20 protein-coding genes are annotated in these 23,680 nt (G+C 71.8%); 10 read left to right on the forward strand and 10 right to left on the reverse strand.

Annotated features, from left to right (window positions below; translation table 11 throughout):
- Positions 1-114: 114 nt before the first annotated feature.
- The 3 genes from N5875_RS12010 to N5875_RS12020 are packed head-to-tail and all read right to left on the reverse strand — an operon-like array spanning position 115 to position 1,429.
- Positions 115-453, reverse strand: a complete 339-nt coding sequence (locus N5875_RS12010) for a thioredoxin domain-containing protein (protein ID WP_318207822.1) — start codon at positions 451-453, stop codon at positions 115-117.
- Between the two features lie 5 nt (positions 454-458).
- Positions 459-863, reverse strand: coding sequence for a MerR family transcriptional regulator (locus N5875_RS12015; RefSeq protein WP_318207823.1), 405 nt, complete (start codon positions 861-863; stop codon positions 459-461).
- Positions 864-910: 47 nt separating this feature from the next.
- The gene (locus N5875_RS12020; RefSeq protein ID WP_318207824.1) at positions 911-1,429 is read right to left on the reverse strand and encodes an Lrp/AsnC family transcriptional regulator; all 519 of its coding nucleotides are present in this window, start codon (positions 1,427-1,429) and stop codon (positions 911-913) included.
- Positions 1,430-1,506: 77 nt separating this feature from the next.
- On the opposite strand from N5875_RS12020, the gene N5875_RS12025 reads away from it, so the two are divergent.
- Both N5875_RS12025 and N5875_RS12030 read left to right on the forward strand, forming a co-directional pair.
- Positions 1,507-2,466: an NAD-dependent epimerase/dehydratase family protein gene (locus N5875_RS12025; RefSeq protein WP_318207825.1), complete on the forward strand. Its 960-nt coding sequence runs from the start codon at positions 1,507-1,509 to the stop codon at positions 2,464-2,466.
- A gap of 11 nt (positions 2,467-2,477) precedes the next feature.
- Positions 2,478-3,347, forward strand: a complete 870-nt coding sequence (locus N5875_RS12030) for an aldo/keto reductase (RefSeq protein WP_318207966.1) — start codon at positions 2,478-2,480, stop codon at positions 3,345-3,347.
- Positions 3,348-3,556: 209 nt separating this feature from the next.
- Here N5875_RS12030 and N5875_RS12035 read toward each other — a convergent pair whose 3' ends face one another.
- Positions 3,557-4,918 carry a cation:dicarboxylase symporter family transporter gene (locus N5875_RS12035; RefSeq protein ID WP_318207826.1) on the reverse strand — a complete coding sequence of 454 codons (1,362 nt, stop codon included), beginning with the start codon at positions 4,916-4,918 and terminating at the stop codon, positions 3,557-3,559.
- 252 nt (positions 4,919-5,170) lie between these two features.
- On the opposite strand from N5875_RS12035, the gene N5875_RS12040 reads away from it, so the two are divergent.
- From N5875_RS12040 to N5875_RS12060, 5 genes are all read left to right on the forward strand, one after another.
- The gene (locus N5875_RS12040; RefSeq protein ID WP_338493531.1) at positions 5,171-7,102 is read left to right on the forward strand and encodes a sensor histidine kinase; all 1,932 of its coding nucleotides are present in this window, start codon (positions 5,171-5,173) and stop codon (positions 7,100-7,102) included.
- The gene (locus tag N5875_RS12045; RefSeq protein WP_318207828.1) at positions 7,099-7,794 is read left to right on the forward strand and encodes a response regulator; all 696 of its coding nucleotides are present in this window, start codon (positions 7,099-7,101) and stop codon (positions 7,792-7,794) included. The genes N5875_RS12040 and N5875_RS12045 overlap by 4 nt, the downstream gene beginning before the upstream one ends.
- A gap of 177 nt (positions 7,795-7,971) precedes the next feature.
- Complete coding sequence (locus N5875_RS12050) at positions 7,972-8,580, forward strand: helix-turn-helix transcriptional regulator (protein ID WP_318207967.1); 609 nt, start codon at positions 7,972-7,974, stop codon at positions 8,578-8,580.
- 53 nt (positions 8,581-8,633) lie between these two features.
- Positions 8,634-9,374, forward strand: coding sequence for a tyrosine-protein phosphatase (locus N5875_RS12055; RefSeq protein WP_318207829.1), 741 nt, complete (start codon positions 8,634-8,636; stop codon positions 9,372-9,374).
- A 94-nt stretch (positions 9,375-9,468) separates the two neighbouring features.
- On the forward strand, positions 9,469-11,175 hold the full coding sequence (locus N5875_RS12060; RefSeq protein WP_338493532.1) for a serine/threonine-protein kinase: 1,707 nt from the start codon (positions 9,469-9,471) through the stop codon (positions 11,173-11,175).
- 18 nt (positions 11,176-11,193) lie between these two features.
- Here N5875_RS12060 and N5875_RS12065 read toward each other — a convergent pair whose 3' ends face one another.
- Together N5875_RS12065 and N5875_RS12070 are read right to left on the reverse strand one after the other, a co-directional pair.
- Complete coding sequence (locus N5875_RS12065) at positions 11,194-12,426, reverse strand: helix-turn-helix domain-containing protein (protein WP_338493534.1); 1,233 nt, start codon at positions 12,424-12,426, stop codon at positions 11,194-11,196.
- 209 nt (positions 12,427-12,635) lie between these two features.
- Entirely contained in the window at positions 12,636-13,661 is a 1,026-nt protein-coding gene (locus tag N5875_RS12070) for an ATP-dependent 6-phosphofructokinase (protein ID WP_318207832.1), read from the reverse strand.
- A gap of 345 nt (positions 13,662-14,006) precedes the next feature.
- Between N5875_RS12070 and pta the strand changes: the two genes are divergently transcribed.
- From pta to pyk, 3 genes are all read left to right on the forward strand, one after another.
- The gene (pta, locus tag N5875_RS12075) at positions 14,007-16,100 is read left to right on the forward strand and encodes a phosphate acetyltransferase (protein WP_318207833.1); all 2,094 of its coding nucleotides are present in this window, start codon (positions 14,007-14,009) and stop codon (positions 16,098-16,100) included.
- Positions 16,097-17,401, forward strand: coding sequence for an acetate kinase (locus N5875_RS12080; RefSeq protein WP_338493537.1), 1,305 nt, complete (start codon positions 16,097-16,099; stop codon positions 17,399-17,401). The genes pta and N5875_RS12080 overlap by 4 nt, the downstream gene beginning before the upstream one ends.
- 74 nt (positions 17,402-17,475) lie before the next feature.
- On the forward strand, positions 17,476-18,906 hold the full coding sequence (pyk, locus tag N5875_RS12085) for a pyruvate kinase (protein ID WP_318207835.1): 1,431 nt from the start codon (positions 17,476-17,478) through the stop codon (positions 18,904-18,906).
- Positions 18,907-19,162: 256 nt separating this feature from the next.
- On the opposite strand, the gene N5875_RS12090 is transcribed toward pyk, so the two are convergent.
- The 4 genes from N5875_RS12090 to N5875_RS12105 all read right to left on the reverse strand — a co-directional run bounded on the left by N5875_RS12090 (position 19,163) and on the right by N5875_RS12105 (position 23,394).
- Complete coding sequence (locus tag N5875_RS12090; protein WP_318207836.1) at positions 19,163-20,494, reverse strand: hypothetical protein; 1,332 nt, start codon at positions 20,492-20,494, stop codon at positions 19,163-19,165.
- A complete protein-coding gene (locus tag N5875_RS12095; RefSeq protein ID WP_318207837.1) occupies positions 20,469-21,044 on the reverse strand; it encodes a DUF6114 domain-containing protein in 576 nt (191 codons plus the stop codon). Before N5875_RS12095 ends, N5875_RS12090 begins: the two co-directional genes overlap by 26 nt.
- A 104-nt stretch (positions 21,045-21,148) precedes the next feature.
- Complete coding sequence (locus tag N5875_RS12100; protein ID WP_318207838.1) at positions 21,149-21,826, reverse strand: DUF6230 family protein; 678 nt, start codon at positions 21,824-21,826, stop codon at positions 21,149-21,151.
- 590 nt (positions 21,827-22,416) lie between these two features.
- A complete protein-coding gene (locus N5875_RS12105) occupies positions 22,417-23,394 on the reverse strand; it encodes a tetratricopeptide repeat protein (RefSeq protein ID WP_338493540.1) in 978 nt (325 codons plus the stop codon).
- Positions 23,395-23,680 lie beyond the last annotated feature (286 nt).

Consider the following 23,680-nt stretch of genomic DNA (forward strand, 5'->3'; position numbering starts at 1 on the left):
CGGGCGCAGAATCCATTAATATACGCGATGAAATACCCCGACTGTCAATTGTAGTCGGGGTATTTCTGTATGCCCTGCCGGAGTGTCGCGGGCCCGCCCGGTCCCGCTGGAGTACTAGGCGAGGACGTCCTCCAGCTCCTGCAGGAGGCGGCGCTTCGGGCGGGCACCGACGATCGACTTCACGGGCTCGCCCGCCCTGAAGACCATGAGGGTCGGGGTCGCGAGCACCCCGTACGCCACCGTGGTCTCCGGGTTCCGGTCGACGTCGATCTCGACGATCCGGAGCCGTTCCGCCTCCTCCGTGGCGATGGCGGCGAGCACGGGAGTCAGCTGCCGGCAGGGCCCGCACCACTCCGCGGTGAACTTCACCAGCACCGGCAGCTCGGCGGCCAGCACCTCCGAACCGAAGTCCGCGTCGGTGACCTGGGCCACGCCCTCCGTCTGGGTCGTCATATCCTTCACCCCTCCATTTCCGCTCCGAGTTCGCACCGGGGTTCCGGGCCGTGCGGCAGCTCCGCCTCGGCCCGCAGCAGCTGGGCGCCCACCTGGGCACGTACCGTCTGGAGCTGGTCGATCAGGCCGTCCAGCTCGGCGAGCTTCCGCCGGTAGACGGCGATCGACGCGGGGCAGGCGTCACCCGTCGGGTGCCCCTCCCGCAGGCAGTCGACGAACGGTCGCGTCTCCTCCAGCTCGAACCCGAAGTCCTGCAGGGTCCTGATCTGCTGGAGGAGGCGCAGGTCGCCCTCGTCGTAGGTGCGGTGCCCCTGCTCCGTACGCCGTGCGGTGAGGAGGTCACGGGACTCGTAGTACCGCAGAGTCCGCGTGGTGGTTCCCGCCCGCTCGGCCAGCTCTCCGATGCGCATGCCCCCGACCGTAAGCCTTGACGCCGACGTCAAGGCAAGAGAAGCGGTCAGGTGCGGGGCAGCAGCGGTTTCCGCTCCACAGGCGACGAGAGCACGATCGACGTCGTGGTCCGGCCGAGCGCCGAGGTCTGCTCCAGGACGTCTTCGAGATGGACGGTGTCGGTGACGGCGACCTTGAGGATCCAGCAGTCCTCGCCGACCACGTGGTGGACCTCCAGGATCTCGGGGCGCGCGATCAGCTCCAGGGTCCGCGGGTGCTTCAGGTTGTAGCCGCCGTGCGGGTTCACCCGGATGAAGGCCTGGATGCCGTAGCCGAGGCGGGCCGGGGAGACATGGGCGCCGTAGCCGGTGATCGCGCCGCTCGCCTCCAGGCGGCGGACCCGCTCGGTGACGGCCGCGGGGCTGAGCCGGACGCGGCGGCCGAGCTCGCTGAGCTTGATGCGGCCGTCGCTCTGGAGGAGGTCCATGATCTGCCGGTCGACGACGTCGAAAGCGGCCGCCGAGGTTTCTTCGGTGGCCGAGCGCGAATGCCGTGGTTCCTTCGGTACGACTTCCTGGACTCCCATGTTTCCCCCTTCATGCGGCGAACAATCAACGTAACACTTGTCCGGTGACACAAGGGAGTTGGGACGGTGGGATGGGAATGAAGGACGTTCTGGTCATCGGCGGGAATCGCTATTTCGGAAAGCGGCTCATCGCGCTGCTCAAGGAATCCGGGCATCGCGTCACGATCCTCAATCGGGGTTCCTCCGACGCACCCGAGGGCATCGGGCGTCTTGTCGCCGACCGCGACGACGAGGCGGCCCTGGAATCCGTTCTCGCGGGCCGTTCCTTCGATGTCGTCGTGGACCAGGTCTGCTACACCCCGCGCCAGGCGGAGATCGCCCGCCGCGTCTTCGCGGGGCGCACCCGGCGCTATGTGATGACGTCGACGGTGGAGGTGTACGAGTACGAGGACTCGGCCGCACCCGTCGCCGAGGACGCCCTCGACCTGGGCGCGGTCACCGTCGACACCGGTGCGGCCTGGGAGGACCCGGAGTTCCGCGAGGCGCACTACGGGGAGGGGAAGCGACAGGCCGAGGCGGTCTTCGCGGGCGCGGGTGCGGGTACGGACGAGGGCGGCGAGGTGGGTGCGGCCGCCGACGGCGCCGCCGCGCCGTTCGCGTGGGCGTCGGTGCGGGTGGCCCATGTACTGGGCGGCGCCGACGACTTCACCGGCCGGCTCGACCACTACGCGCGGCGCATCCGGGCGGGCGAGCCGATCGCCGTACCCGTCGTGAACCGCCCGGCGACCTATGTGTACGTCGAGGAGATCGCCGCGTTCCTCGCCTGGGCGGCGGTCGGAACGGACTTCACCGGCCCGGTGAACGCCCATTCCCACGGGCCGTTGACCACGGCCGAGATCTGCGCCGAGATCGAGAGGCGGGTCGGCGGCCGGACCGTCTTCCGGGAGGTGGAGGTCGGCGAGATCTCGCCGTTCTCGTTCACCCGCTCGTACGGAATGGACAACTCCCGTGCGGTCGGCCTCGGTTATTCCTTCTCCCATTCCTCCACCTGGCTCACGGACGCCGTGGCGGAGACGATCGACGAGGTGACGACGTGACGCGCTTGCGGATGCTGGGCGACGTACGGGTCGGGGCCGTCGGGCTCGGCACCATGCCGCTCTCCGTCGAGGGCCGGCCGGACGAGGCGCGGGCCGTGGCCACCGTGCACGCCGCCCTCGACGCGGGCGTGACGCTGCTCGACACCGCCGACTCCTACCACCCGCCGAGCGGCACGCCCGGCGAGGGCGAACTGCTCGTGGCGCGGGCCCTCGCCTCGTACGGGGGCGGCGTGGACGGCGTACTCGTGGCGACGAAGGGCGGGCGGGGCCGTACGGCGGACGGTGGCTGGACCGTCGACGGGCGGCCCGAGCACCTGCGGCGGGCGGCGGAGGCGTCGGCGCGACGGCTCGGCTCCGCACCGATCGGCCTCTACCAGCTGCACAAGCCGGACCCGGCCGTCCCGTACGCCGAATCCCTGGGCGCGATACGGGAGTTGCTGGACGCGGGTACGGTCCGGCTCGCCGGGATCTCCAACGTCGACGTCGACCAGATCCTGCTCGCCCGCGAGATCCTGGGCGACCGGCTGGTCTCCGTACAGAACCGCTACTCGCCGGCGGTCCGCACGAGCGAGGCGGAACTGCGGCTCTGCGCGGAGCTGGGACTGGCCTTCCTGCCGTGGAGCCCCCTGGGCGGCATCTCGCGCAGCACCCTGGACGGCGCCTCGGCCCAGGAGGCGGACCCGGAGTTCGGGGCCTTCCACCGGGTGGCGCGGGAGCGGGGGGTCAGCCCGCAGCGGATGGCGCTGGCGTGGCTGCTCGCCCGCTCGGAGACGGTCCTGCCGATCCCGGGGGCGAGCCGGCCGGAGTCGGTACGGGACTCGGCGGCGGCGGGGGCGCTGGTGCTGACGGAGGAGGAGGTGGCGGAGCTGGACGGGCCGTGAGCCGGGGTCGGGTATCGCGGCAAGGGCGCCCCCGTGCGGAGGCGCCCTTCCCTCGGGCCCCGGATCCGGCTCAAGGCCCGGGACCTGACTGTGGGGGGGGTGTTCGGGGGAGCGGGCGGCGCTGCGGGTGCGGGGGGGGCGGGGGCGGGTCCGGTGCCGCTGCGCGGGGCTTCTTCCCCACCCCGCGCAGCGGCCCCGGCCCCACGCCGTCAGACGCCCGCCCGCGCCTTCTCCTCCCCCTCCTCCGCCCGCTGATCCGGGACCGGCGCGTCACCGGCCGGCGCATGGTCGTCCACCAGCGTCTTCTCGTCGAACGGCACCCGCCCGGCCAGCACCTCCGCCACCCGCTCCTTGTCGATCTCCTTCGTCCACGTGCCGACGAGCACCGTGGCGACCGCGTTGCCCGCGAAGTTGGTCAGCGCGCGCGCCTCGCTCATGAAGCGGTCGATGCCGACGATCAGGCCCACGCCGTCGACCAGCTCGGGCCGGTGCGACTGGAGGCCGCCCGCGAGGGTGGCGAGACCGGCGCCGGTGACACCCGCCGCCCCCTTCGAGGCGATGATCATGAACACGAGCAGGGAGATCTGCTCACCGACGGAGAGCGGGTCACCCATCGCCTCGGCGACGAAGAGCGAGGCCATCGTGAGGTAGATCGCGGTGCCGTCGAGGTTGAAGGAGTAGCCGGTCGGCACGGTGATGCCGACGACCGGCTTGCTGACACCCAGGTGCTCCATCTTCGCGATGAGCCGCGGCAGCGCGGACTCGGACGAGGAGGTGGAGAGGATCAGCAGGAACTCGCGGCCCAGGTACCTGAGGAGGGTCCAGATGTTGAGCCCGGCGACCAGCCGGAGGAGCGTCCCGAGGACCACGAACACGAAGATCGCGCAGGTCAGATAGAAGCCGATCATGATGACGGCGAGAGACTTCAGCGCGTCGACACCGGTCGCGCCGACGACGGCCGCGATCGCGCCGAACGCGCCGACCGGCGCGACCCACATGATCATGCCGAGGATGCGGAACACGAGCCGCTGGATGTGCCCGATCCCACGCAGAACCGGCTCGCCCGCCGCGCCCATGGCCTGGAGCGCGAAACCGGCGAGCAGCGCGACGAGGAGGGTCTGGAGGACCTCGCCCTCGGTGAAGGCGGAGACGATGGTCGTGGGGATGATCCCGAGCAGGAACTCCGGCGTGGACTCGCTCGCGCCCTCGGCCTGCTTGGCGCCGGCCTCGGCCAGTTCCTTGGTGAGGTGGAGACCGGAGCCGGGCTCCAGGATGTTGCCGACGACGAGGCCGATCCCGAGGGCGACGGTCGACATGAGGAGGAAGTAGCCGAGGGCGAGACCGCCGACGGCGCCGACCTTCGCGGCCTTCCGGACCGATCCGACGCCGAGCACGATCGTGCAGAAGATGATCGGCGAGATCATCATCTTGATCAGATTGACGAAGCCGGTGCCCAGCGGCTTCAGCTCGACGGCGACGCCGGGCGCCAGGAACCCGACCGCGATGCCGAGCACCACGGCTCCGATCACGGCCAGATACAGATAGTGCGTACGGTCCCGTCGTGCGGCCACGGGGTCCTCCTCGTGCTGATGGGTGTCCACGTCCCGGTGGACTCCGAGAGCATCCATCAGCCTGTGACCGGGGTCACGGTTACGTACGTTTCGTTCACGACCGAACCGTACGTAAGGGTCGGACGGGAAGGACGGGGCGGACGGTGAGGGGGCGGCAAGGAGGCCGGTAAAGGGTCGGACGGGGAGGGCGGCGAGGGAACGATTCGGGAACGCAATGCGTCGGCGCCCCGTCCCACGTGCACACTTACCCGCATGCGTTTCCCCCTCCCCCACCCCCGCAGCCTGGCCGGCCAGCTCTTCGCGATGCAGGTCGTGCTCGTGGCCGTCGTCGTGGCCGGGTGCGCGGTCTTCGCATACGTCACGGACCGGACACAGGCCGAGGAGACCGCACGGCGCCAGGCCACCGCGACCGCCGCGGCCGTCGCCGACTCCCCCTCCGTGGTCGCCGCGGCCCGCTCCGCCGACCCCACGGCGGCGCTCCAGCCGTACGCCGAGGCGCTGCGCCGCCACGCGGGCGTGGCCTTCGTGGTGATCATGGCGCCGGACGGCACGCGCTGGACCCACCCCGAGCCGGAGCAGATCGGCCGGACGTACCTCGGTCACATCGAGGAGGCGGCGGCGGGCCGGACGTACTCCGAGACCCACCTGGGGGTGCTCGGTCCCTCCGTACGGACGGTGGCACCGGTCTTCGACGGCGGCCGCGTCGTCGCCCTGGTCAGCGCGGGCATCACGATCGACAAGATCAGCGAGCAGGTACGGGAGCAGGTCACCGCGCTGCTCGGCATGGCGGGCGCGGCGCTCGCGCTCGGCGGGGCGGGGACGTACGTGGTCAACGCGCGACTGCGGCGCCACACGCACGGCATGAACGCGACGGAACTGAGCCGGATGCACGACTACCACGAGGCCGCGCTGCACGCGGTCCGCGAAGGGCTCGTGATGCTCGACGGACGGCGGCGGATCGCGCTCATCAACGACGGGGCGCGGGAGCTGCTCGGCCTGGACGAGGGGGTCGTCGGCCGTCCGGCGGCGGAACTCGGCCTCCCCGCGACGCTGACCGGCGCGCTGCTGTCCTCTGAGCCGCGGGTCGACGAGACGCATCTGACGGCGGACCGGGTACTGGTCGTCAACACCCGGCCGGTGGTGGGCGGGGAGCGGCGCGGCACCGTCGCCACGCTCCGGGACCGTACGGAACTCCAGGCGCTGTCGGGCGAGTTGGATTCGGAGCGGGGGTTCACGGAGGCACTCCGCTCGCAGGCCCACGAGGCGGCGAACCGGCTGCACACCGTCGTGTCGCTCATCGAACTGGGCCGGGTGGCGGAGGCGGTGGAGTTCGCGACGGCGGAGCTGGAGCTGGCCCAGGCGCTCACCGACCGGGTCGTGGACGCCGTCGGGGAGCCGGTGCTCGCGGCGCTGCTGCTCGGCAAGGCCGCGCAGGCGAACGAGCGGGGCGTGGAGCTGGTCCTGACGGAGGACAGCCGCATCGACGACGGCCTGGTACCGGCGGCGCTGCCGTCCCGGGACCTGGTGACGATCCTCGGCAACCTCATCGACAACGCGGTGGAGGCGGTGGGCGGCACCCCGCACGCGCGCGTGACGGTCACGGTCGCGGCGCGCACGGGAGACGGCGAACTGCTCCTCCGGGTCGCCGACACCGGCCCCGGCGTCCGCCCGGCCGACCGCGACGCGGTCCTGGGCCGGGGCTGGACCACCCGGGGCCCGGGCCGGGGCCTGGGCCTGGCACTGGTGGGCCAGGCGGTCTCCCGGGCGGCGGGCACGCTGGACGTGACGGACGCGGAGGGGGGCGGGGCGAAGTTCACGGTGCGACTGCCATTGCCGGGCCCGGCGCCCGTACGACTGCCGGTGCCGACGCCGGCACGACCGCCCGCGCCGACGCCGGCGCCGCGGGAGGCGGGGGCAGAGGCGGCACCGTCGGCCGTCCTCACAACCGGGTCCACTCCGACGCACCACCACCCGCCGACCATCCCACCCACCATCCCGCCGACAGTGACGGCGACGGCGACGGCCGCGGCACACATCGACGCCCGCGCAGACGCAGGCGCCGACGCCGCAGACGCAGACGCCGCAGGCGCCGACGCCCTCCCGGCAGCCCCGGCAGCCCCGGCCTCCGGGCCGAGCGGTGACGGCACCCCGCCCCCGTGCGATGCCACGGAGGTGGTCTCGTGAGTACCGCTCCCCTGCGGGTGCTCGTCGTCGAGGACGATCCCGTCGCCGCCGACGCCCATGCCCTCTACGCCGGGCGCGTCGACGGGTTCACCGTCGTCGGTGTCGCCCACTCCCGGGCCGCCGCCGTGCGCGTGCTCGAGCGGACGCCCGTCGATCTGATCCTGCTCGATCTCTATCTGCCCGACGGCCACGGCCTCCAGCTGCTGCGCGCGCTGCGCGCCGCCGGGCACTCCGCCGACGTCATCGCCGTGACCTCCGCCCGCGACCTGGCCATCGTCCGTGAGGGCGTCTCGCTCGGGGTCGTCCAGTACGTCCTCAAGCCCTTCGCCTTCGCGACCCTGCGGGACCGGCTCGCCCGGTACGCCGAGTTCCGGGCGACCGCCGGCGAGGCCTCCGGGCAGGAGGAGGTCGACCGGGCGCTCGCCACCCTCCGGGCCCCGCACCCCACCACCCTGCCCAAGGGCCTGAGCGCTCCCACCCTGGAGTCCGTCACCCGGACCCTCCGGTCCACCTCGGGCGGGCTCACCGCCGCCGAGGCCGGGACGGCCGTCGGGATCTCCCGGATCACCGCGCGGCGCTACCTCGAACATTTGGTGGCCGAGGGCCGGGCCGTACGCGCCCCGCAGTACGGTCAGATCGGACGGCCGGAGCTCCAGTACCGCTGGCTCGACGGCCCCGCCCGCGGTCACTGATCGTCTTCTCTCCCGCCACCCGCGGTTACCGATCGGTTCCCACGTTCCTACGACTTCACATGTTGGGCGAACGCACCGTAGCCAGCCGTCACCCTCCGCACCTACGGTGACCGGGTGCACCAACCCTCACCACCCTTCAATGCCCTGGCCGCGCGGCGCTTCCGCGAGGGGCTCGGCATGACCCCCGGCCACGTCGCGTACGGCCTGCGCGCGCAGTACGGCCTCTTCGTCACCCCCGACACCGTCGCCGCCTGGGAACGCGGCCGGGCCCTCCCGAGCGAGCAGGAACTCACCGCCCTCGCGGGCGTCCTGTGGTGTGCCCCCGCCGAGCTCATCGCCGCCGCCACCACGCTCCGGGAGCACCGGATGGCGCGCGGCCTCGCCCCCGAGGAGCTGGCCCGGCGGGTCGGCGTCGCCGCCCACGCGTACCAGCGCATGGAGGACGAGGGCCGCTGGCGCGGCACCGAACGCCAGACGGCCGCCCTCGCCGAGGTCCTCGGTCTCGGCCCGCGCGCCCTGATCACGGCCACCGGCGGCGACGAGCGCCTCGCCGAGCTGCTGCGGGACGCCACCACGACCCGCTGGCAGGCGTACGTGAAACCGGCGGTGAAGATGCTGCCGCTGCCCAGGCAGGCCCTGGAGTACGCCCTCCAGCGGCTGCACACCGACTACCACGCCCGGATGGCGGCGACCAGCAGCTGGGGCGCCTCGGCCGCCACGGGCGACGAGGGCCGCGCCTATCTCGACGACATCACCGGACACTTCTGGGCCGCAGTCGGCTCCTAGTCGGCCGCCGGAACCCCGGCGCGAATCCGCACCCCGCGCCGTACATTGGCGCCGTGAGACGACACATAACCTTCGAACGACTCCACAACTTCCGTGACCTGGGCGGTTATCGGACCGCCGACGGCGGGACCGTGCGGTGGGAGACCCTCTACCGCTCCGACTCCCTCGCCAAGCTCGCGGACGCCGGACCCACCGATCTGGAGCGCTTCCGCGCACTCGACGTGACCACGGTGATCGACCTGCGCTACCCGTGGGAGATCGCCGCCAAGGGCCGTCTCCCGGAGACCGAGGGCGTCTCCTGGCACAACCTCTCCATCGAGCACCGCCCCTACGACCAGGCGGAGATCGACCCGGACCTCGACCCGTGGCGCTACCTCGCCGACCGGTTCGCCGAGGTCGCCGAGGACGGCGCGGTGGAACTCCGTACGGCCCTGGAGGTCATCGCCGCGGCCGACGGTCCGCTCGTCTTCCACTGCGCGTCCGGGAAGGACCGTACGGGGCTGCTGGCCGCGGTCGTCCTCGCCCTCCTGGGCGTTCCGGACGAGGAGATCCTCGCGGACTTCGCGCTCACCGAGCTGGCCACGGAACGGCTGATCGCCGACTGGCGGGCCTCCCACCCCGGCCGCGAGCTGCGCTGGCCGGGCTACGGCCGGGCACCCGCCGACATCATCCGGCTCTTCCTCGCCGACCTGCGCGCCCGGTACGGCTCCGTGGACGCGTACGTCACCGGTCACGTCGGGCTCGCCCCGACGGCGGTGACGGCCCTCAGGGCCCGCCTGGTCGAGAGGCCCTAGGGACTGCGGGGAGAGCCGTGCCGGGGTCAGTAGGATCTCGGCGGACGTGCGGCGCTACGGCGCCATGGGGGGCCTGTGCCGTGGGGGGACTGGGATGAAACCGCTCGACGACTCCGAGCCGACCGAGGTCGGTCCGTACCGGCTGCTCGCCGAGCTGGGCCACGGCGGCATGGGCCGTGTGCTCCTGGGCGCGGCCCACGACGGCCGGCTCGCCGCCGTCAAGCAGGTGCACGCCCGCTTCGCGTCCGACGACGACTTCCGGGCCCGCTTCCGCCGCGAGGTCGCCGCCTCCCGCCGGGTCTCCGGCGCCTACACGGCGGCCGTGATGGACGCCGACGCGGACGCCGCCCTCCCCTGGCTCGCCTCGGTGTTCGTGACCGGACCCTCGCTGGGGGCGGCGGTCCGGGAGACCGGTCCGCTGCCCGAGGCGGCCGTGCGCCGGCTCGCCCTGGGCCTGGCGACGGCGCTGGTCGAGATCCACCGGGTGGGGCTGATCCACCGCGACCTCAAGCCCGAGAACGTCCTGCTCGCGGAGGACGGGGTCCGGGTCATCGACTTCGGCATCGCGCGGGCGGTGGAGCCCGCGGGCTCGGCCGAGCCGACGCAGCTGACGCAGACCGGCTGGGTCATCGGCTCGCCGCCGTTCATGTCGCCCGAGCAGGCGGAGAGCCGGGAGCTGACCCCCGCGAGCGATGTGTTCTCGCTCGGCGCGATCCTGGTCCTCGCGCTGACCGGCGCGTCCCCGTTCGCCGGCACGTCGACCTTCCAGACGCTCACCAACGTGGTGCAGAACGCCCCCGATCTGAGCCGGGTGCCGGCGGGGCTGCGCGGGATCGTCGAGGAGTGCCTCGCCAAGGACCCGGCCGCCCGGCCCACGCCGGCCCGGCTGATCGGACTCCTCGGCCCGGTCCCGCCGGCCGCCCGCGTCTGGCCCCCGGCGGTCCACGCCCTGGTGGCCGACCAGCAGAGCCGTATCGCCGCGCTGCTCGGCGAGGTACCGGCCCCGACCCCCACGGTCGTCGTGCCGCCGCCTCGCCCTACGGACGTGCCCGAGACGCCTGCCCGGCCGACGGCCCACCCGACGGCTCACCCGATGGTCCATCCCACGGCCCATCCGACCGCACAGCCAGCCGCACAGCCGACCGCACAGCCGGCCGCACAGCCGACGGTCACGGCGCCCGCGCGAATCCCCGCGCCCTCGTCCGTTCCTGCTCCTCAGGAGCAGCCGCGGCGGCGAGGGCGCGGGAGGACCGTCGCGCTCGTCGCCGCGGGGCTGCTCGTCGTGGCGGGGACGGGGGTCGGCGGGTACTTCCTGCTGAGGCAGGACCCGGGCGCCGACAGGTACCGCACCCTGCCCACCTGCCAGGAGGCGAACCCCGCACTCCCCTCGTACGAGCGGCAGCCGGAGCGGGACTTCTCCGTCACCCGCTCCGACGGCCCGGAGATCCGCTGCTCCTGGACCACGGGGAGGTCGACCGGGTCGAAGGCCGAGAGCGCCGAGATCTGGTGGAACCTCAAGGTCCCCACGGGCAAGCAGGGTGAGGCGACGGACCGCCAGAAGGCCGAGCACGCCGCGCAGTCGGCCGACGGCGCCACCGCGGACCTGGACATCGGCGACGAGGCGTACTGGGCGGTCGTCTCGGAAGGCGAGGGCGACTGCGTCCTGCACCTGCGCGACAGCAATCTCACCGTACGCGTCTCGGTCACGCTCAGGACCAAGGGCGATCCCGAGACGAACTGCCGGCCGGAGGCCGTGAGCGTCGCCAGAAGCGCGCTCGACGTCCCGGTCCTGAGTCCTTGACCCCGTTCCGGTTCCCGCTCAGTCGCGCCGGTCGAAGGAGAAGAGCTGGCCGGCCCCGTCCGGCGTACAGGGCGCCTGGGCCAGTCGTGCCCAGGCGGCCTTGCGGTCGCCGACGACGGTGACGCAGGTGCCCGGCGTCGCGGAGCCGACGGGGACGATCCGGTAGCCGCGGACGGGGCCCTGGGGAGTGCCGTACGGCTCCAGGGCGAAGGCCTCGACCCGACTGGGGTCCCCGCACTCGGAGTCCTCGTACGCGGAGTCGGGTATCCGGCCGCCGGAGGGTATGCCGGAGCAGCCGGGGCCGAAGTCGGGGTGGTCGGAGACGATCCTCCACCGGCCGGTGCCCACCGTGGCGAGGGAGTAGAGCGGGAAGTCCGACTCGGCGCACGGCGCCTGATGGACCTGCCCGGTGCGGGTGCCGCGCCGCTCCGCGAGGCAGAAGTCGGTGCCGGCCACCCGGATGCGTACGTCTCCGGCGGCGGGGGCCACGGCGGTGGCGGTACGGGGCGGCTGACCCGCGGGACCGGTGCCGCCGTCGCGGAGGAGGGCGACGACGCTGGCCCCGGCGAGGACGAGCCCGGCCACGGCGACGGTGGCGACGAGCGCGCGCCGTATGCGGGACGAGGTGCCGGACGTGGCTCCCGGTGGCTGGGCGCCGGTCTCGCGTCCGGGCCAGGAGGGCGGTGGGCCGACCGTCTCCACCGTCTCGGGCGCCTCTGACGTACGCGCCGTCCCGGGCGCCTCTGACGTACCCGCCGTCCCGGGCGCCTCTGACGTACCCGCCGTCCCGGGCGCCTCTGACGTACCCGCCGTCCCGGGCGCCTCTGACGTACCCGCCGTCCCGGGCGCCTCTGACGTACCCGCCGTATCCGGCGTACCTGAGCTCTCCGCCGTATCCGGCGCCTCAGTGGGCCCCGCCGTCTCCGGAGGCTCGTCCAAGGGTGCCTCGGCAGCCCCGTACGCCCCCCGTCCCGCCAGCTCCGTCCGTACCGTCCGCCACTCCTCCAGTTCGGCCGGCGTCACCCCGCAGGCGCGGACGAAGGCGGTCAGCAGTTCCTCGCGGGGCAGGGTCGCGCGGGCCAGCATGTTCGCCACGGTGGACCGGGGCAGGACGTCCCCGCGTGCCTCCGCGCGGGCCGAGAGCTCGCGGTAGGTCAGGCCCGACCAGTCCTTGAGGGCCTGGAGGCGCGCGAGGAACTCGGCGGGGGTGCGTGCCTCCCGCGGGTCAGGAGTGTGCCGCCCCGGTGTCATCCGCGCCTCTTCCCTTCGAACGAGCCCACCGAACTCCGCCGGACATGAGTTGGGACATGTCCGGGACAGCCCCAAGCCTTGTTGATCTCACGCTTCGGCTCAAGAGTGGAACCCGGCATTTCCAGGGGTGATGCCGGGCACAGCGCAGTGGCCCCGACCGTCCACGGGGGGACGGTCGGGGCCACTCGGGTGAGAAGACGGCAGGCGCCCTAGAAGACGGACTCCGCCTCGCGGATGCGGTCCTCCGGGACCGTCTTGAGGCGGGTGACCGCCTCGGCCAGCGGCACCATCTCGACGCCCGTGCCGCGCAGCGCCGTCATCCTGCCGAACTCGCCGCGGTGCGCGGCCTCCACCGCGTGCCAGCCGAAGCGGGTCGCGAGCACCCGGTCGTACGCGGTCGGCGTGCCGCCGCGCTGGACGTGGCCGAGGATGACCGGGCGGGCCTCCTTGCCGAGGCGCCGCTCCAGCTCGACGGCGAGCTGGTTGCCGATGCCCTGGAAGCGCTCGTGACCGAACTGGTCGATCTCGCCCTTCTGGTACTCCATCGAGCCCTCGGCCGGGTGGGCGCCCTCCGCGACGCAGATGACGGCGAACTTCTTGCCGCGGGCGAAGCGCTCCTCGACCATCTTGACCAGGTCGTCGACCTGGAAGGGCCGCTCGGGGAGGCAGATGCCGTGCGCGCCGCCGGCCATGCCGGACTCCAGCGCGATCCAGCCGGCGTGGCGGCCCATCACCTCGACGACCATCACCCGCTGGTGGGACTCGGCGGTGGTCTTGAGGCGGTCCATGGCCTCGGTGGCGACACCGACGGCGGTGTCGAAGCCGAAGGTGCGGTCCGTGGACGAGATGTCGTTGTCGATCGTCTTCGGGACGCCGACGACGGGCATGCCGGCGTCGGAGAGCATCCGGGCGGCGGTCAGGGTGCCTTCGCCGCCGATCGGGATGAGGACGTCGATGCCGTACTCGCGGGCCAGGTCGGGGGCGGATTCGGCGGCCTCGGCCAGCCGGTTCCGCTCCAGACGCGCGGACCCGAGGATGGTGCCGCCGCGGGCCAGGATGCCGCTGACGGCGTTGAGGTCGAGGGGGCGGTAGTGGCCGTCGAGAAGGCCCTTGAACCCGTCCTCGAAGCCGATGACTTCGTCGTCGTGGCCGGTCAGCGCCCGGTGCACGACCGACCGGATCACTGCGTTCAGGCCGGGGCAGTCGCCGCCTGCGGTGAGAACTCCGATGCGCATCGTGCTGTGTCTCCTGCTCGGTCGCGTTCCTTTGTGAGCCACAGCGATTCTCCCACGCCCGGCCCGAGGGGCGCGCTCACGGCCGTTCCGCGCGTCCGTTCCGGAGCGGCCCGGGAGGCCTTTCGTCCCACGGTTCCGGGCCCTTCGTCCGGCGGGCGACCTAACCATCGGCGGGGGTATTGTCAAGGGGGTAATGCCGCCCTATCGGGGCTTTCTGAGCACAGCCGGTTGACGCGAGGGATGACGGCGTCGGTCGGCGTACGGGCCGCGAGCGTGCCGCGAGGGCACCCCTCGCCCCGGCTCCGTGAGTCCCGTTTTCCGCAGGACTGGACAGGAGACCACGGCGTGACGCGCAGCGTGTACGTGACCGGGATCGACCGCGGTGACGGCCGCCAGGTCGTCGAGCTGGGAGTCATGGAGCTCCTCACCCGCCAGGTGGACCGGGTGGGGGTGTTCCGGCCGCTGGTGCACGACGGTCCCGACCGGCTCTTCGACCTGCTGCGCACCCGCTACCGGCTCACGCAGGACGCCTCGACGGTCTACGGCATGGACTACCACGAGGCCTCCGCGCTGCAGGCCGAGCGCGGCACCGACGAGCTGGTGTCGCAGCTGGTCGACCGCTTCCACGCGGTCGCCCGCGACTACGAGGTCGTCCTCGTCCTCGGCACCGACTTCGCCGCCACCCAGCTCCCCGACGAGCTGGCGCTCAACGCGCGGCTCGCCAACGAGTTCGGCGCCTCCGTCATCCCCGTCGTCGGCGGCAAGGACCAGTCGGCGGAGTCCGTACGGTCCGAGGCGCGCAACGCCTTCCGGGCGTACGACGGACTCGGCTGCGACGTGCTCGCGATGATCGTCAACCGGGTGGCGGGCGAGGACCGGGACGCCATCGCCGAGCGGCTCACCGCCCGGCTGCCCGTGCCCTGCTACGTCCTGCCGGACGAGCCGGCGCTCGCCGCGCCCACCGTCGCCCAGATCAAGCACGCGCTCGGCGCCTCCGTGGTCCTCGGCGACGACGCGGGCCTCGCGCGCGACGCGCTGGACTTCGTCTTCGGCGGCGCGATGCTGCCGAACTTCCTCAACGCGCTGACCCCGGGCTGTCTGGTCGTCACCCCCGGGGACCGGGCCGACCTGGTCGTCGGGGCGCTGGCCGCGCACTCGGCCGGCACCCCGCCGATCGCCGGTGTGCTGCTCACCCTGAACGAGCGGCCCAGCGACGAGATCCTGACCCTGGCGGCCCGTCTCGCGCCGGGCACCCCGGTCATCTCCGTACCGGGCAACAGCTTCCCGACCGCCACCGAACTCTTCGCCCTGGAGGGCAAGCTGAACGCGGCCACCCCGCGCAAGGCGGAGACGGCCCTCGGACTCTTCGAGCGGCATGTGGACACGGCCGACCTGCTGAAGCGGGTCTCGGTGGCCCGCAGCGGCCGGGTCACCCCGATGATGTTCGAGCACGAGCTCATCGAGCAGGCGCGCGCCGACCGGCGCCGGGTGGTGCTGCCGGAGGGCACGGAGGAGCGGGTGCTGCGCGCCGCCGATGTGCTGCTGCGCCGTGACGTGTGCGACCTGACGCTGCTCGGCGACGTCGAGATCATCCGTAAGAAGGCCGCCGACCTGGGCATCGCGCTCGCCGACACCCAGCTGATCGACCCGGCGACCTCGGAACTGCGGGACTCGTTCGCCGAGAAGTACGCGGCGCTGCGGGCCCACAAGGGCGTCACCGTGGAGCTGGCGTACGACGTGGTCTCGGACGTCAACTACTTCGGCACGCTGATGGTCCAGGAGGGTCTGGCGGACGGCATGGTCTCCGGTTCGGTGCACTCCACGGCGGCGACGATCCGCCCCGCCTTCGAGATCATCAAGACCAAGCCGGAGGCTTCGATCGTCTCCTCGGTCTTCTTCATGTGCCTCGCCGACAAGGTCCTCGTGTACGGCGACTGCGCGGTCAACCCCGACCCGAACGCCGAGCAGCTCGCGGACATCGCGGCCCAGTCGGCGGCCACCGCGGCCCGCTTCGGCGTCGAACCGCGGATAGCGATGCTCTCGTACTCGACCGGCACCTCGGGCTCCGGCGCCGATGTCGACAAGGTGCGGGAGGCGACCAAGCTGGTCCGTGAGGCGCACCCGGAGCTGCGGATCGAGGGGCCCATCCAGTACGACGCCGCCGTCGAGCCCTCGGTCGCGGCGACGAAGCTGCCGGGCTCGGAGGTGGCGGGGCAGGCGACGGTGCTGATCTTCCCCGACCTCAACACCGGCAACAACACCTACAAGGCCGTGCAGCGTTCGGCCGGCGCCGTGGCCGTCGGCCCGGTGCTCCAGGGTCTGCGCAAGCCCGTGAACGACCTCTCGCGCGGCGCGCTCGTCAGCGACATCGTCAACACGGTCGCCATCACGGCGATCCAGTCCCAGGTCCCCGCCCAGGGTCAGGAGTCCCCGGCATGACGAATCCCACCCGCGTACTGGTCCTCAACTCCGGCTCGTCGTCGGTGAAGTACCAGCTGCTCGACATGCGCGACGACAGCCGGCTCGCCCAGGGGCTCGTGGAGCGCATCGGCGAGGAGACCTCGCGGCTCGTGCACACCCCGCTCCAGGGCGGTGGCGGCGAGAAGCGCGAGAAGAACGGCCCGATCGCCGACCACGCCGCCGCGCTGAAGGCGGTCGCCGAGGAGCTGGCGGCGGACGGGCTCGGGCTCGACTCCCCCGAGCTGGCGGCGATCGGCCACCGGGTGGTGCACGGCGGGCTGCGCTTCACCGAGCCGACGGTCATCGACGAGGAGGTGCTGGCGGAGATCGAGCGGCTGGTGCCGGTGGCGCCGCTGCACAATCCGGCGAACCTCACGGGCATCCGTACGGCGACGGCGCTCCGCCCCGACCTGCCGCAGGTCGCGGTCTTCGACACGGCCTTCCACACGACGATGCCGGAGTCGGCGGCGCGGTACGCGATCGACGTGGAGACGGCCGACGCGCACCGGATCCGGCGGTACGGCTTCCACGGCACCTCGCACGCGTATGTGTCACGGGAGACGGCGAGGCTGCTCGGCAAGGAACCGTCGGAGGTGAACGTGATCGTGCTGCACCTGGGCAACGGCGCGTCCGCCTCCGCGGTGAAGGGCGGCCGGTGCGTGGACACCTCGATGGGCCTGACGCCGCTGGAGGGCCTGGTCATGGGCACCCGCTCGGGCGACATCGACCCTGCGGTCACCTTCCACCTCAAGCGGGTGGCGGGCATGTCGGCCGACGAGATCGACGTACTGCTGAACAAGAAGTCCGGTCTGGTGGGGCTCTGCGGCGACAACGACATGCGGGAGATCCGCCGCCGGATCGACGAGGGCGACGAGCGGGCGGCGCTCGCCTTCGACATCTACATCCACCGGCTGAAGAAGTACATCGGGGCGTACTACGCGGTACTCGGCCGGGTGGACGCGGTGGCGTTCACGGCGGGGGTCGGGGAGAACGCGGCCCCGGTGCGAGAGGCTGCGATCACGGGCCTGGAGGAGCTGGGGCTCGCGGTGGACACGGGCCTCAACGCGGTGCGGTCGGACGAGGCACGGCTGATCTCGCCGAACTACGCGCGGGTGGCGGTCGCCGTGGTGCCGACGGACGAGGAGCTGGAGATCGCCCGTCAGGCCTTCGCTCTGGTGGGTGGAGAAGCACGCGGCGAAGCCCGGCTCGCCCCCGGAGAAGCATCCGGCGAAGCACCCGGAGAAATGCCCGGAAAAACCCTCGGAGAAGTGAACGCCTGAGCGACCCCGCGCCCATTTGTACTTTCCGCCAGCCGGAATATTCCGCAGCGAAACAAACCGATAGGATCCGCCTCATGCGCCGTTCCAAAATCGTCTGCACGCTGGGCCCCGCCGTCGACTCGTATGAGCAGCTGAAGGCTCTCATCGAGGCCGGCATGAACGTGGCCCGATTCAACTTCAGCCACGGATCCCAGGCGGAACACCAGGAGCGGTACGACCGCGTCCGGCAGGTCTCCGCGGACACCGGTCGAGCCGTCGGCGTGCTCGCCGACCTCCAGGGCCCCAAGATCCGTCTCGAGACCTTCGCCGAGGGCCCGGTCGAGCTGGTGCGCGGTGACGAGTTCACCATCACCACCGAGGACGTCCCCGGTGACAAGTCCATCTGCGGCACCACCTACAAGGGCCTGCCCGGCGATGTCTCCAAGGGCGACCAGGTCCTGATCAACGACGGCAACGTCGAGCTGCGGGTCGTCGAGGTCGAGGGCCCCCGGGTCAAGACGATCGTCGTCGAGGGCGGTGTCATCTCCGACCACAAGGGCATCAACCTGCCCGGCGCGGCGGTCAACGTCCCCGCCCTGTCGGAGAAGGACGTCGACGACCTCCGTTTCGCGCTCCGCATGGGCTGCGACATGGTCGCCCTCTCCTTCGTCCGCGACGCCGACGACGTCAAGGACGTCCACAAGGTGATGGACGAGGAGGGCCGCCGGGTCCCCGTCATCGCCAAGGTGGAGAAGCCGCAGGCCGTCGAGAACATGGAGGCCGTCGTCGCGGCCTTCGACGCGGTCATGGTGGCCCGTGGCGACCTCGCCGTCGAGTACCCGCTCGAGAAGGTCCCGATGGTGCAGAAGCGCCTCGTGGAGATGTGCCGCCGCAACGCCAAGCCGGTCATCGTCGCGACCCAGATGATGGAGTCGATGATCACCAACTCGCGTCCGACCCGCGCCGAGGCGAGCGACGTCGCCAACGCGATCCTGGACGGCGCGGACGCGGTCATGCTGTCGGCCGAGTCCTCGGTCGGCGCGTACCCGATCGAGACCGTGAAGACGATGTCGAAGATCGTCGCGGCGGCCGAGGAGGAGCTGCTCTCCAAGGGCCTCCAGCCCCTGGTCCCGGGCAAGAAGCCGCGCACCCAGGGCGGTTCCGTCGCCCGCGCGGCCTGCGAGATCGCCGACTTCCTGGGCGGCAAGGCCCTGGTCGCCTTCACCCAGTCCGGCGACACGGCCCGCCGCCTCTCGCGCTACCGCGTCCAGCAGCCGATCCTCGCCTTCACGACGGACGAGAACACCCGCAACCAGCTCACCCTGAGCTGGGGCGTCGAGTCCTTCGTCGTCCCGCACGTGGACAACACGGACGCGATGGTCGACCTGGTGGACGCCGAGCTCCTGAAGCTCCAGCGCTACAACGCCGGCGACATCATGGTCATCACCGCCGGCTCGCCCCCCGGCGTCCCCGGCACGACGAACATGGTCCGCGTCCACCACCTGGGCGGCGGCGAGCGCGACTGACGTCCCGCACCGGACACACGACGGTGGGCCGCACCCCCTGAGAGGGGGTGCGGCCCACCGGTCTTCGGGACCGAGCCCTAGGACGGGCGGGTGGCCTCGGAGACCGCGTTCGCCAGGCCCAGCGCGAAGGCGTCCATGTGCTCGCGGAGGTAGCCGACCTGAATCTGGAACGGCTCCTTGCGAAACAGTCGTGGGGCCGGACTCGAATCGAGTCCGGCCCCACAACAGTTCACGGCTCCCGGAAGGGGGCAGGCCGTCAGCTGGGTTCGATCGTGTTGCGGAGGCCCGGGACCTTGAGGGTGCCGCCGAACTGGCCCGCCTGCTTGAGCTTCACCTGGGTGAAGAAGGCGAAGGGGACGTCCAGCGGGGGCGGGGCCTCCGGGCTGAAGGTGATCGGGATGATGCCGAAGAGGTTGCCCTTCAGCTCCTCCGTGTACATGGTCACCGTGCCGTCGGTGATGGTCGACGTCGAGCCCTTGTCGGAGCGGACGTGACCCGTGCGGCCCTCGGAGTGGACCGTCAGCTGGTGCAGGTCCTTGATGTCGATGCCGGTCGACGTGAACTTCAGGACCTTCTTGATCTTGCCGCTGCCCGTCTTCACCTCGACGATGCCGTGGTACTTGAGGCCCTTCAGGGTGAGCAGCGTGCTCTCAAGACGCCACGGCTCGTCCGGGAGCAGCGGGATTCCCGGCTCCAGCTCGGCCGCAGCGAGCGCCTCGGGGTCCAGCTCGGGGCACGGGAACCGGGGCTTGGCGCCGTCGGGTATGGACTCGTCCTTCTTGGCGTCCAGGCCCTTGGCGCTCTCCGGCAGTTCCTGGACCTTCGCGCCCGCCTCCTCGGCGGCCTTCTCGATCTTCCGCTTCGTCGTCTCCGCGCCCGGGTCGGCGGTCGCCTTCGGCGCGGCCGTCGACGTCGGCGGAGTGGTCGCGGCCGGCTCGTCGGCGGGGGCCGTCGCGGTGGCGCTCGGGGTGGGTGCCTGGGTCGTCGGGGCCGCCGTGGTGGGCGTCGCCGTCGGCTCGGGGTCCGGTCCGTCGAACAGGTCCTTGAGGGCGTCACCGACACCCAGCGGGTCGAGCGGGTTCTTCGACTTCGTCGGCGTGGGTGTGGCCGTCGGTGTCGGCGTCGCGGTGGGCGCGGCGGTGCTGTTCGCCTGCTCCTGCGTCTGCTGCGTGGCCGCCTCTCCGGTCTCCGTCGCGGTCGGCGTCGGGGTCCCGGTGGCGGTCGGGGTCGCGGTGGCGGTGGGGGTGGCCGTCGCGGTCGCCGAGGGCGTCGAGGACGGGGTGGCGGTCGGAGTCGGCTTCGCCGTCTCGGCCGGCTTCGTCGTCTCCGTGGCCTCCGGCGTCGGCTCGTCCGAGCGGGTCACGCAGGGGCCGGGCGCGAAGGGGATGTCCTTCTCGTCGGCGAGGGCGAGCTTGGGCGTGAGGCCCATGCCCACGAACACCGCGGTCGGCATGGCGGCCAGCGCCATCGCCTTGCCCGCGGGGCCCTGGATCCTGTTCAGCAGCGACTTGCGCGGGGCCGCGTGCCGCGGGCCCTCCTTCGCGAGCGCCGACTGAGTCTCGTCACCCCGCACTGTTCCTCCCGCCATTGGCGTCGATCGTCGTGTCGGTCGCCGGCTCGTGCGCCTCACGCTGCTCCGGGAATCCGGCCGCGAACACGGCCTCCGTCTCGGATTCGTGCGCGGGCGTGGCCTCCTCCGAGGCCTCCGGCTCACGGTCGTGCTCTGCCGCGGCGGTCTCATCGACCGGTGGGGCAGGTGCCCAGGCGACGGACATGCCGCCTCCGATCAGGGCGAACAGGAACCCGACGCCCAGACCACCGAAGTTCGACACCGGGATGGACACCAGCCCGAGGACGATGGTCGCGATGCCCGCGAAGACCCGCACGATGGACTGGAACCACATCGTGAACCCGAGCGTGATGAGCAGCACTCCGATGATGAGCGCGGCGGATCCGGCGGTCGTCTTCATGGCGAGGGTGACGTTGCCGAGCCGCATGTCCCCGTACGGGAGGTAGGCGATCGGCACACCACCGATGATCGTGAACAGTCCCGCCCAGAAGGGCCGGGTCTGCCGCCAGACCTTGAACCGGTTCTCCTTCTTGGGGACTTCGCGGGAGGCAGGGGTCTCGGCGCTCATGGAAACAGCTCCCTGGAAGCGGTGTTGCTGAGAAAAGGTAGAGAAGCGGGGCGAACCCCGGAGCGGGTGTGGGCCGCCGCGGCGGCCCACACCCTGGGACCGGGTCAGTCCTTGAAGCACTCCTTCGAGGTGCCCCGGTGCAGGGACAGGCTCAGGTTGGGGAGCTTGAACGTCGCGGCCGTGGTCGCCCAGGCCTTCTGCTCGACGTTGTTGAGGTTCGCCTTCTCGGCACGCTGAGCGAAGCCGTTCAGGTTGACCCTGTCGTGGGGCGTGCCCGGCGCGACGCCGGGCTTGTTGTTGTCCTCGGCGTTGAGCGCACCCGTGGCCACGCCGATGTCGATGTTCTCGAACTCGGCGTCCGACTTCAGCGAGGAGACATCGAGGTAGATGTCCTTGGCGTAGACGCGCTTCTTCGGGTCCTTGGCACCCTCGGTGCCCGCGGTCAGCTGAAGGGTGACGTCACCGATGAACGGCACCTTCGGCGTCACGACCGACTGGCACATCTCGGTGATGTAGGCCTCGGAGAAGCCGGAGACCGCGACGGGGGCCGCGAAGGGCTTGCCTTCAAGGTCCTTGCCGGCGTCAACGCTTCCGTACTGGACGAAGTCGTAGCCTTCGAGGCTCTTCGCCTTAACCTTGAACTCCTGGCCGGAGATGCTGAAGGACGCGGCGAGCGCACCCTGGGCCAGGCCCACACCGATCGCGGCCGTCGCGGCCACACTCGGGACCATGACGACGGCGAACCGCTTCCATCGGGTCCCGCCACGAACCTGGGACTTCATGAGAATTCCTCCTTCTCGGACGTACATCTCCGGAAGGGCCGGGGGCCCGTCCTGGGATGGGAGAAGAGCTACGTCCTCGGGAAGGAGAGCGCCGAGGCATCAGGCGGCGCGCTGCGCGTCCGAATCACCGGCGATCACCCCCGAGCGACAACCATGGGCCGCGCCTTGGCGCGCGACCTGATTGGACAGGCCCCGTTCGGTGAGAGCGGGAACCCCCCTGTCCACGACCGGTGCCGGAACACCGGTCCGCCCGGTGGGGACCCTCGCCGCGTCCCGGTGGTTGCCGGGGTGGTGCGGTTCGGACCGAGCGTCGCCGATCGTGGTCCATTCCGGGCGCCCGCACAAGGGGGTTCGTTACTGGCTAGTAACGGGTGGATAACCACGCCATGGCGGGGCGGGGTCGAACGGGCACAGAGGGTACGTTCGAGTGGAGGTGAATATCGTCAGATGGCCGGAAGAATACGGACAGACTCACGAGTTCGATTTACTGCAAGTAACAGCGGCCGCGATTACCAAGTTTTGGTAAAGCGCGGCCGCCTTTTGTCACCCTGCTGCCAAATCGTCGGACGACCGGGCGCACCGGCCGGGGGCTAGAACAGCACCCGCGCCAGGGCCTGCCGGGCCGCCGTGACCCGCGGGTCGTCGGCGCCGATCACCTCGAAGAGCTCAAGGAGCCGCAGCCGCGCCGCGTCCCGGTCCTCGCCGACCGTGCGGCGCACGGTCTCCACGAGGCGCCCGAAGGCGTCCTGCACATGACCGCCCACCAGATCGAGGTCGGCGGCGGCGATCTGCGCGGTCACATCGGCCGGGCCGTCGGCGGCGGCCTTGCGGACCGCGGCCGGGTCGAGGTCCTGCACCCTGGCGAGGAGTTCGGCCTGGGCCAGACCGAGCTTGGCCTCCGGGTGCGCCGGGTCGTCGGCGAGCACGTTCTTGTACGCCTGGACGGCGCCGGCCAGATCACCCGCGTCGAGCGCGGACATGGCCGCTTCGAGGAGTGCGTCGTACGGGCCGACGGGCTGCGCGGCCGCGGCCGTACCGCCGTCGGGGCCCGCGCCGCTCGCGTCGACGACGATGCCGGTCAGACCGAAGCGCTCCTCGCCGATCTGGATCAGCTGGTCGAGGGTCTCGCGGACCTGGGCCTCGGGCACGGCGCCCTGGAAGAGCGGCAGCGCCTGACCGGCGACCACCGCGAAAACGGCCGGAATTCCCTGGATGCCGAACTGCTGCATCAGCATCTGGTTGGCGTCGACGTCGATCTTCGCGAGCAGGAAGCGGCCGTTGTACTCGACGGCGAGCCGCTCAAGGAGCGGGCTCAGCTGCTTGCAGGGCTCGCACCACTCGGCCCAGAAGTCGAGGACGACCGGGACCTCGGCGGAGCGCTGGAGCACATCGCGCTCGAAGCCCGCCTCGTCGACGTCGATCACCAGGGCGGACGGGGGCACGGCGGCGGGGCCACCCTGTCGGGCGGCTTCGGCGCGCGTCTGCTCCGCCTTCGCCTTGGCCTCTCCGGCCGCCTTCACCGCGGCGAGGTCGACGACGCCGCTCATGGACATGTTTCGGGGCTGCATACGTACATCCTCCCCCTTCCGCGCGCGTAACCGGTAAGTCATGGCTGAACCGTGCCGTCCGCACGTCTCCCGCCGGTGTGCGAGACGTGGGGCGACACGGTTCTTCGTCTTCGGTTCGCACCGGGTCCCCACCCGATGCCGTGCACCGGGTCCCCACCCGGTGCCATGGTTGTCGCTCAGGCCGCTCAATGCCTTTCGCTACAGGTCGTAGCGTAACTCTCCGGGGAGAGCCGTGGGGAGGGCGCGGGCCCGATCCGTACGGTGAACTGGCTCACACGACGGCCCT

Origin of the sequence: Streptomyces sp. SJL17-4 (genome assembly GCF_036826855.1) — a bacterium.
GTDB lineage: Bacteria > Actinomycetota > Actinomycetes > Streptomycetales > Streptomycetaceae > Streptomyces.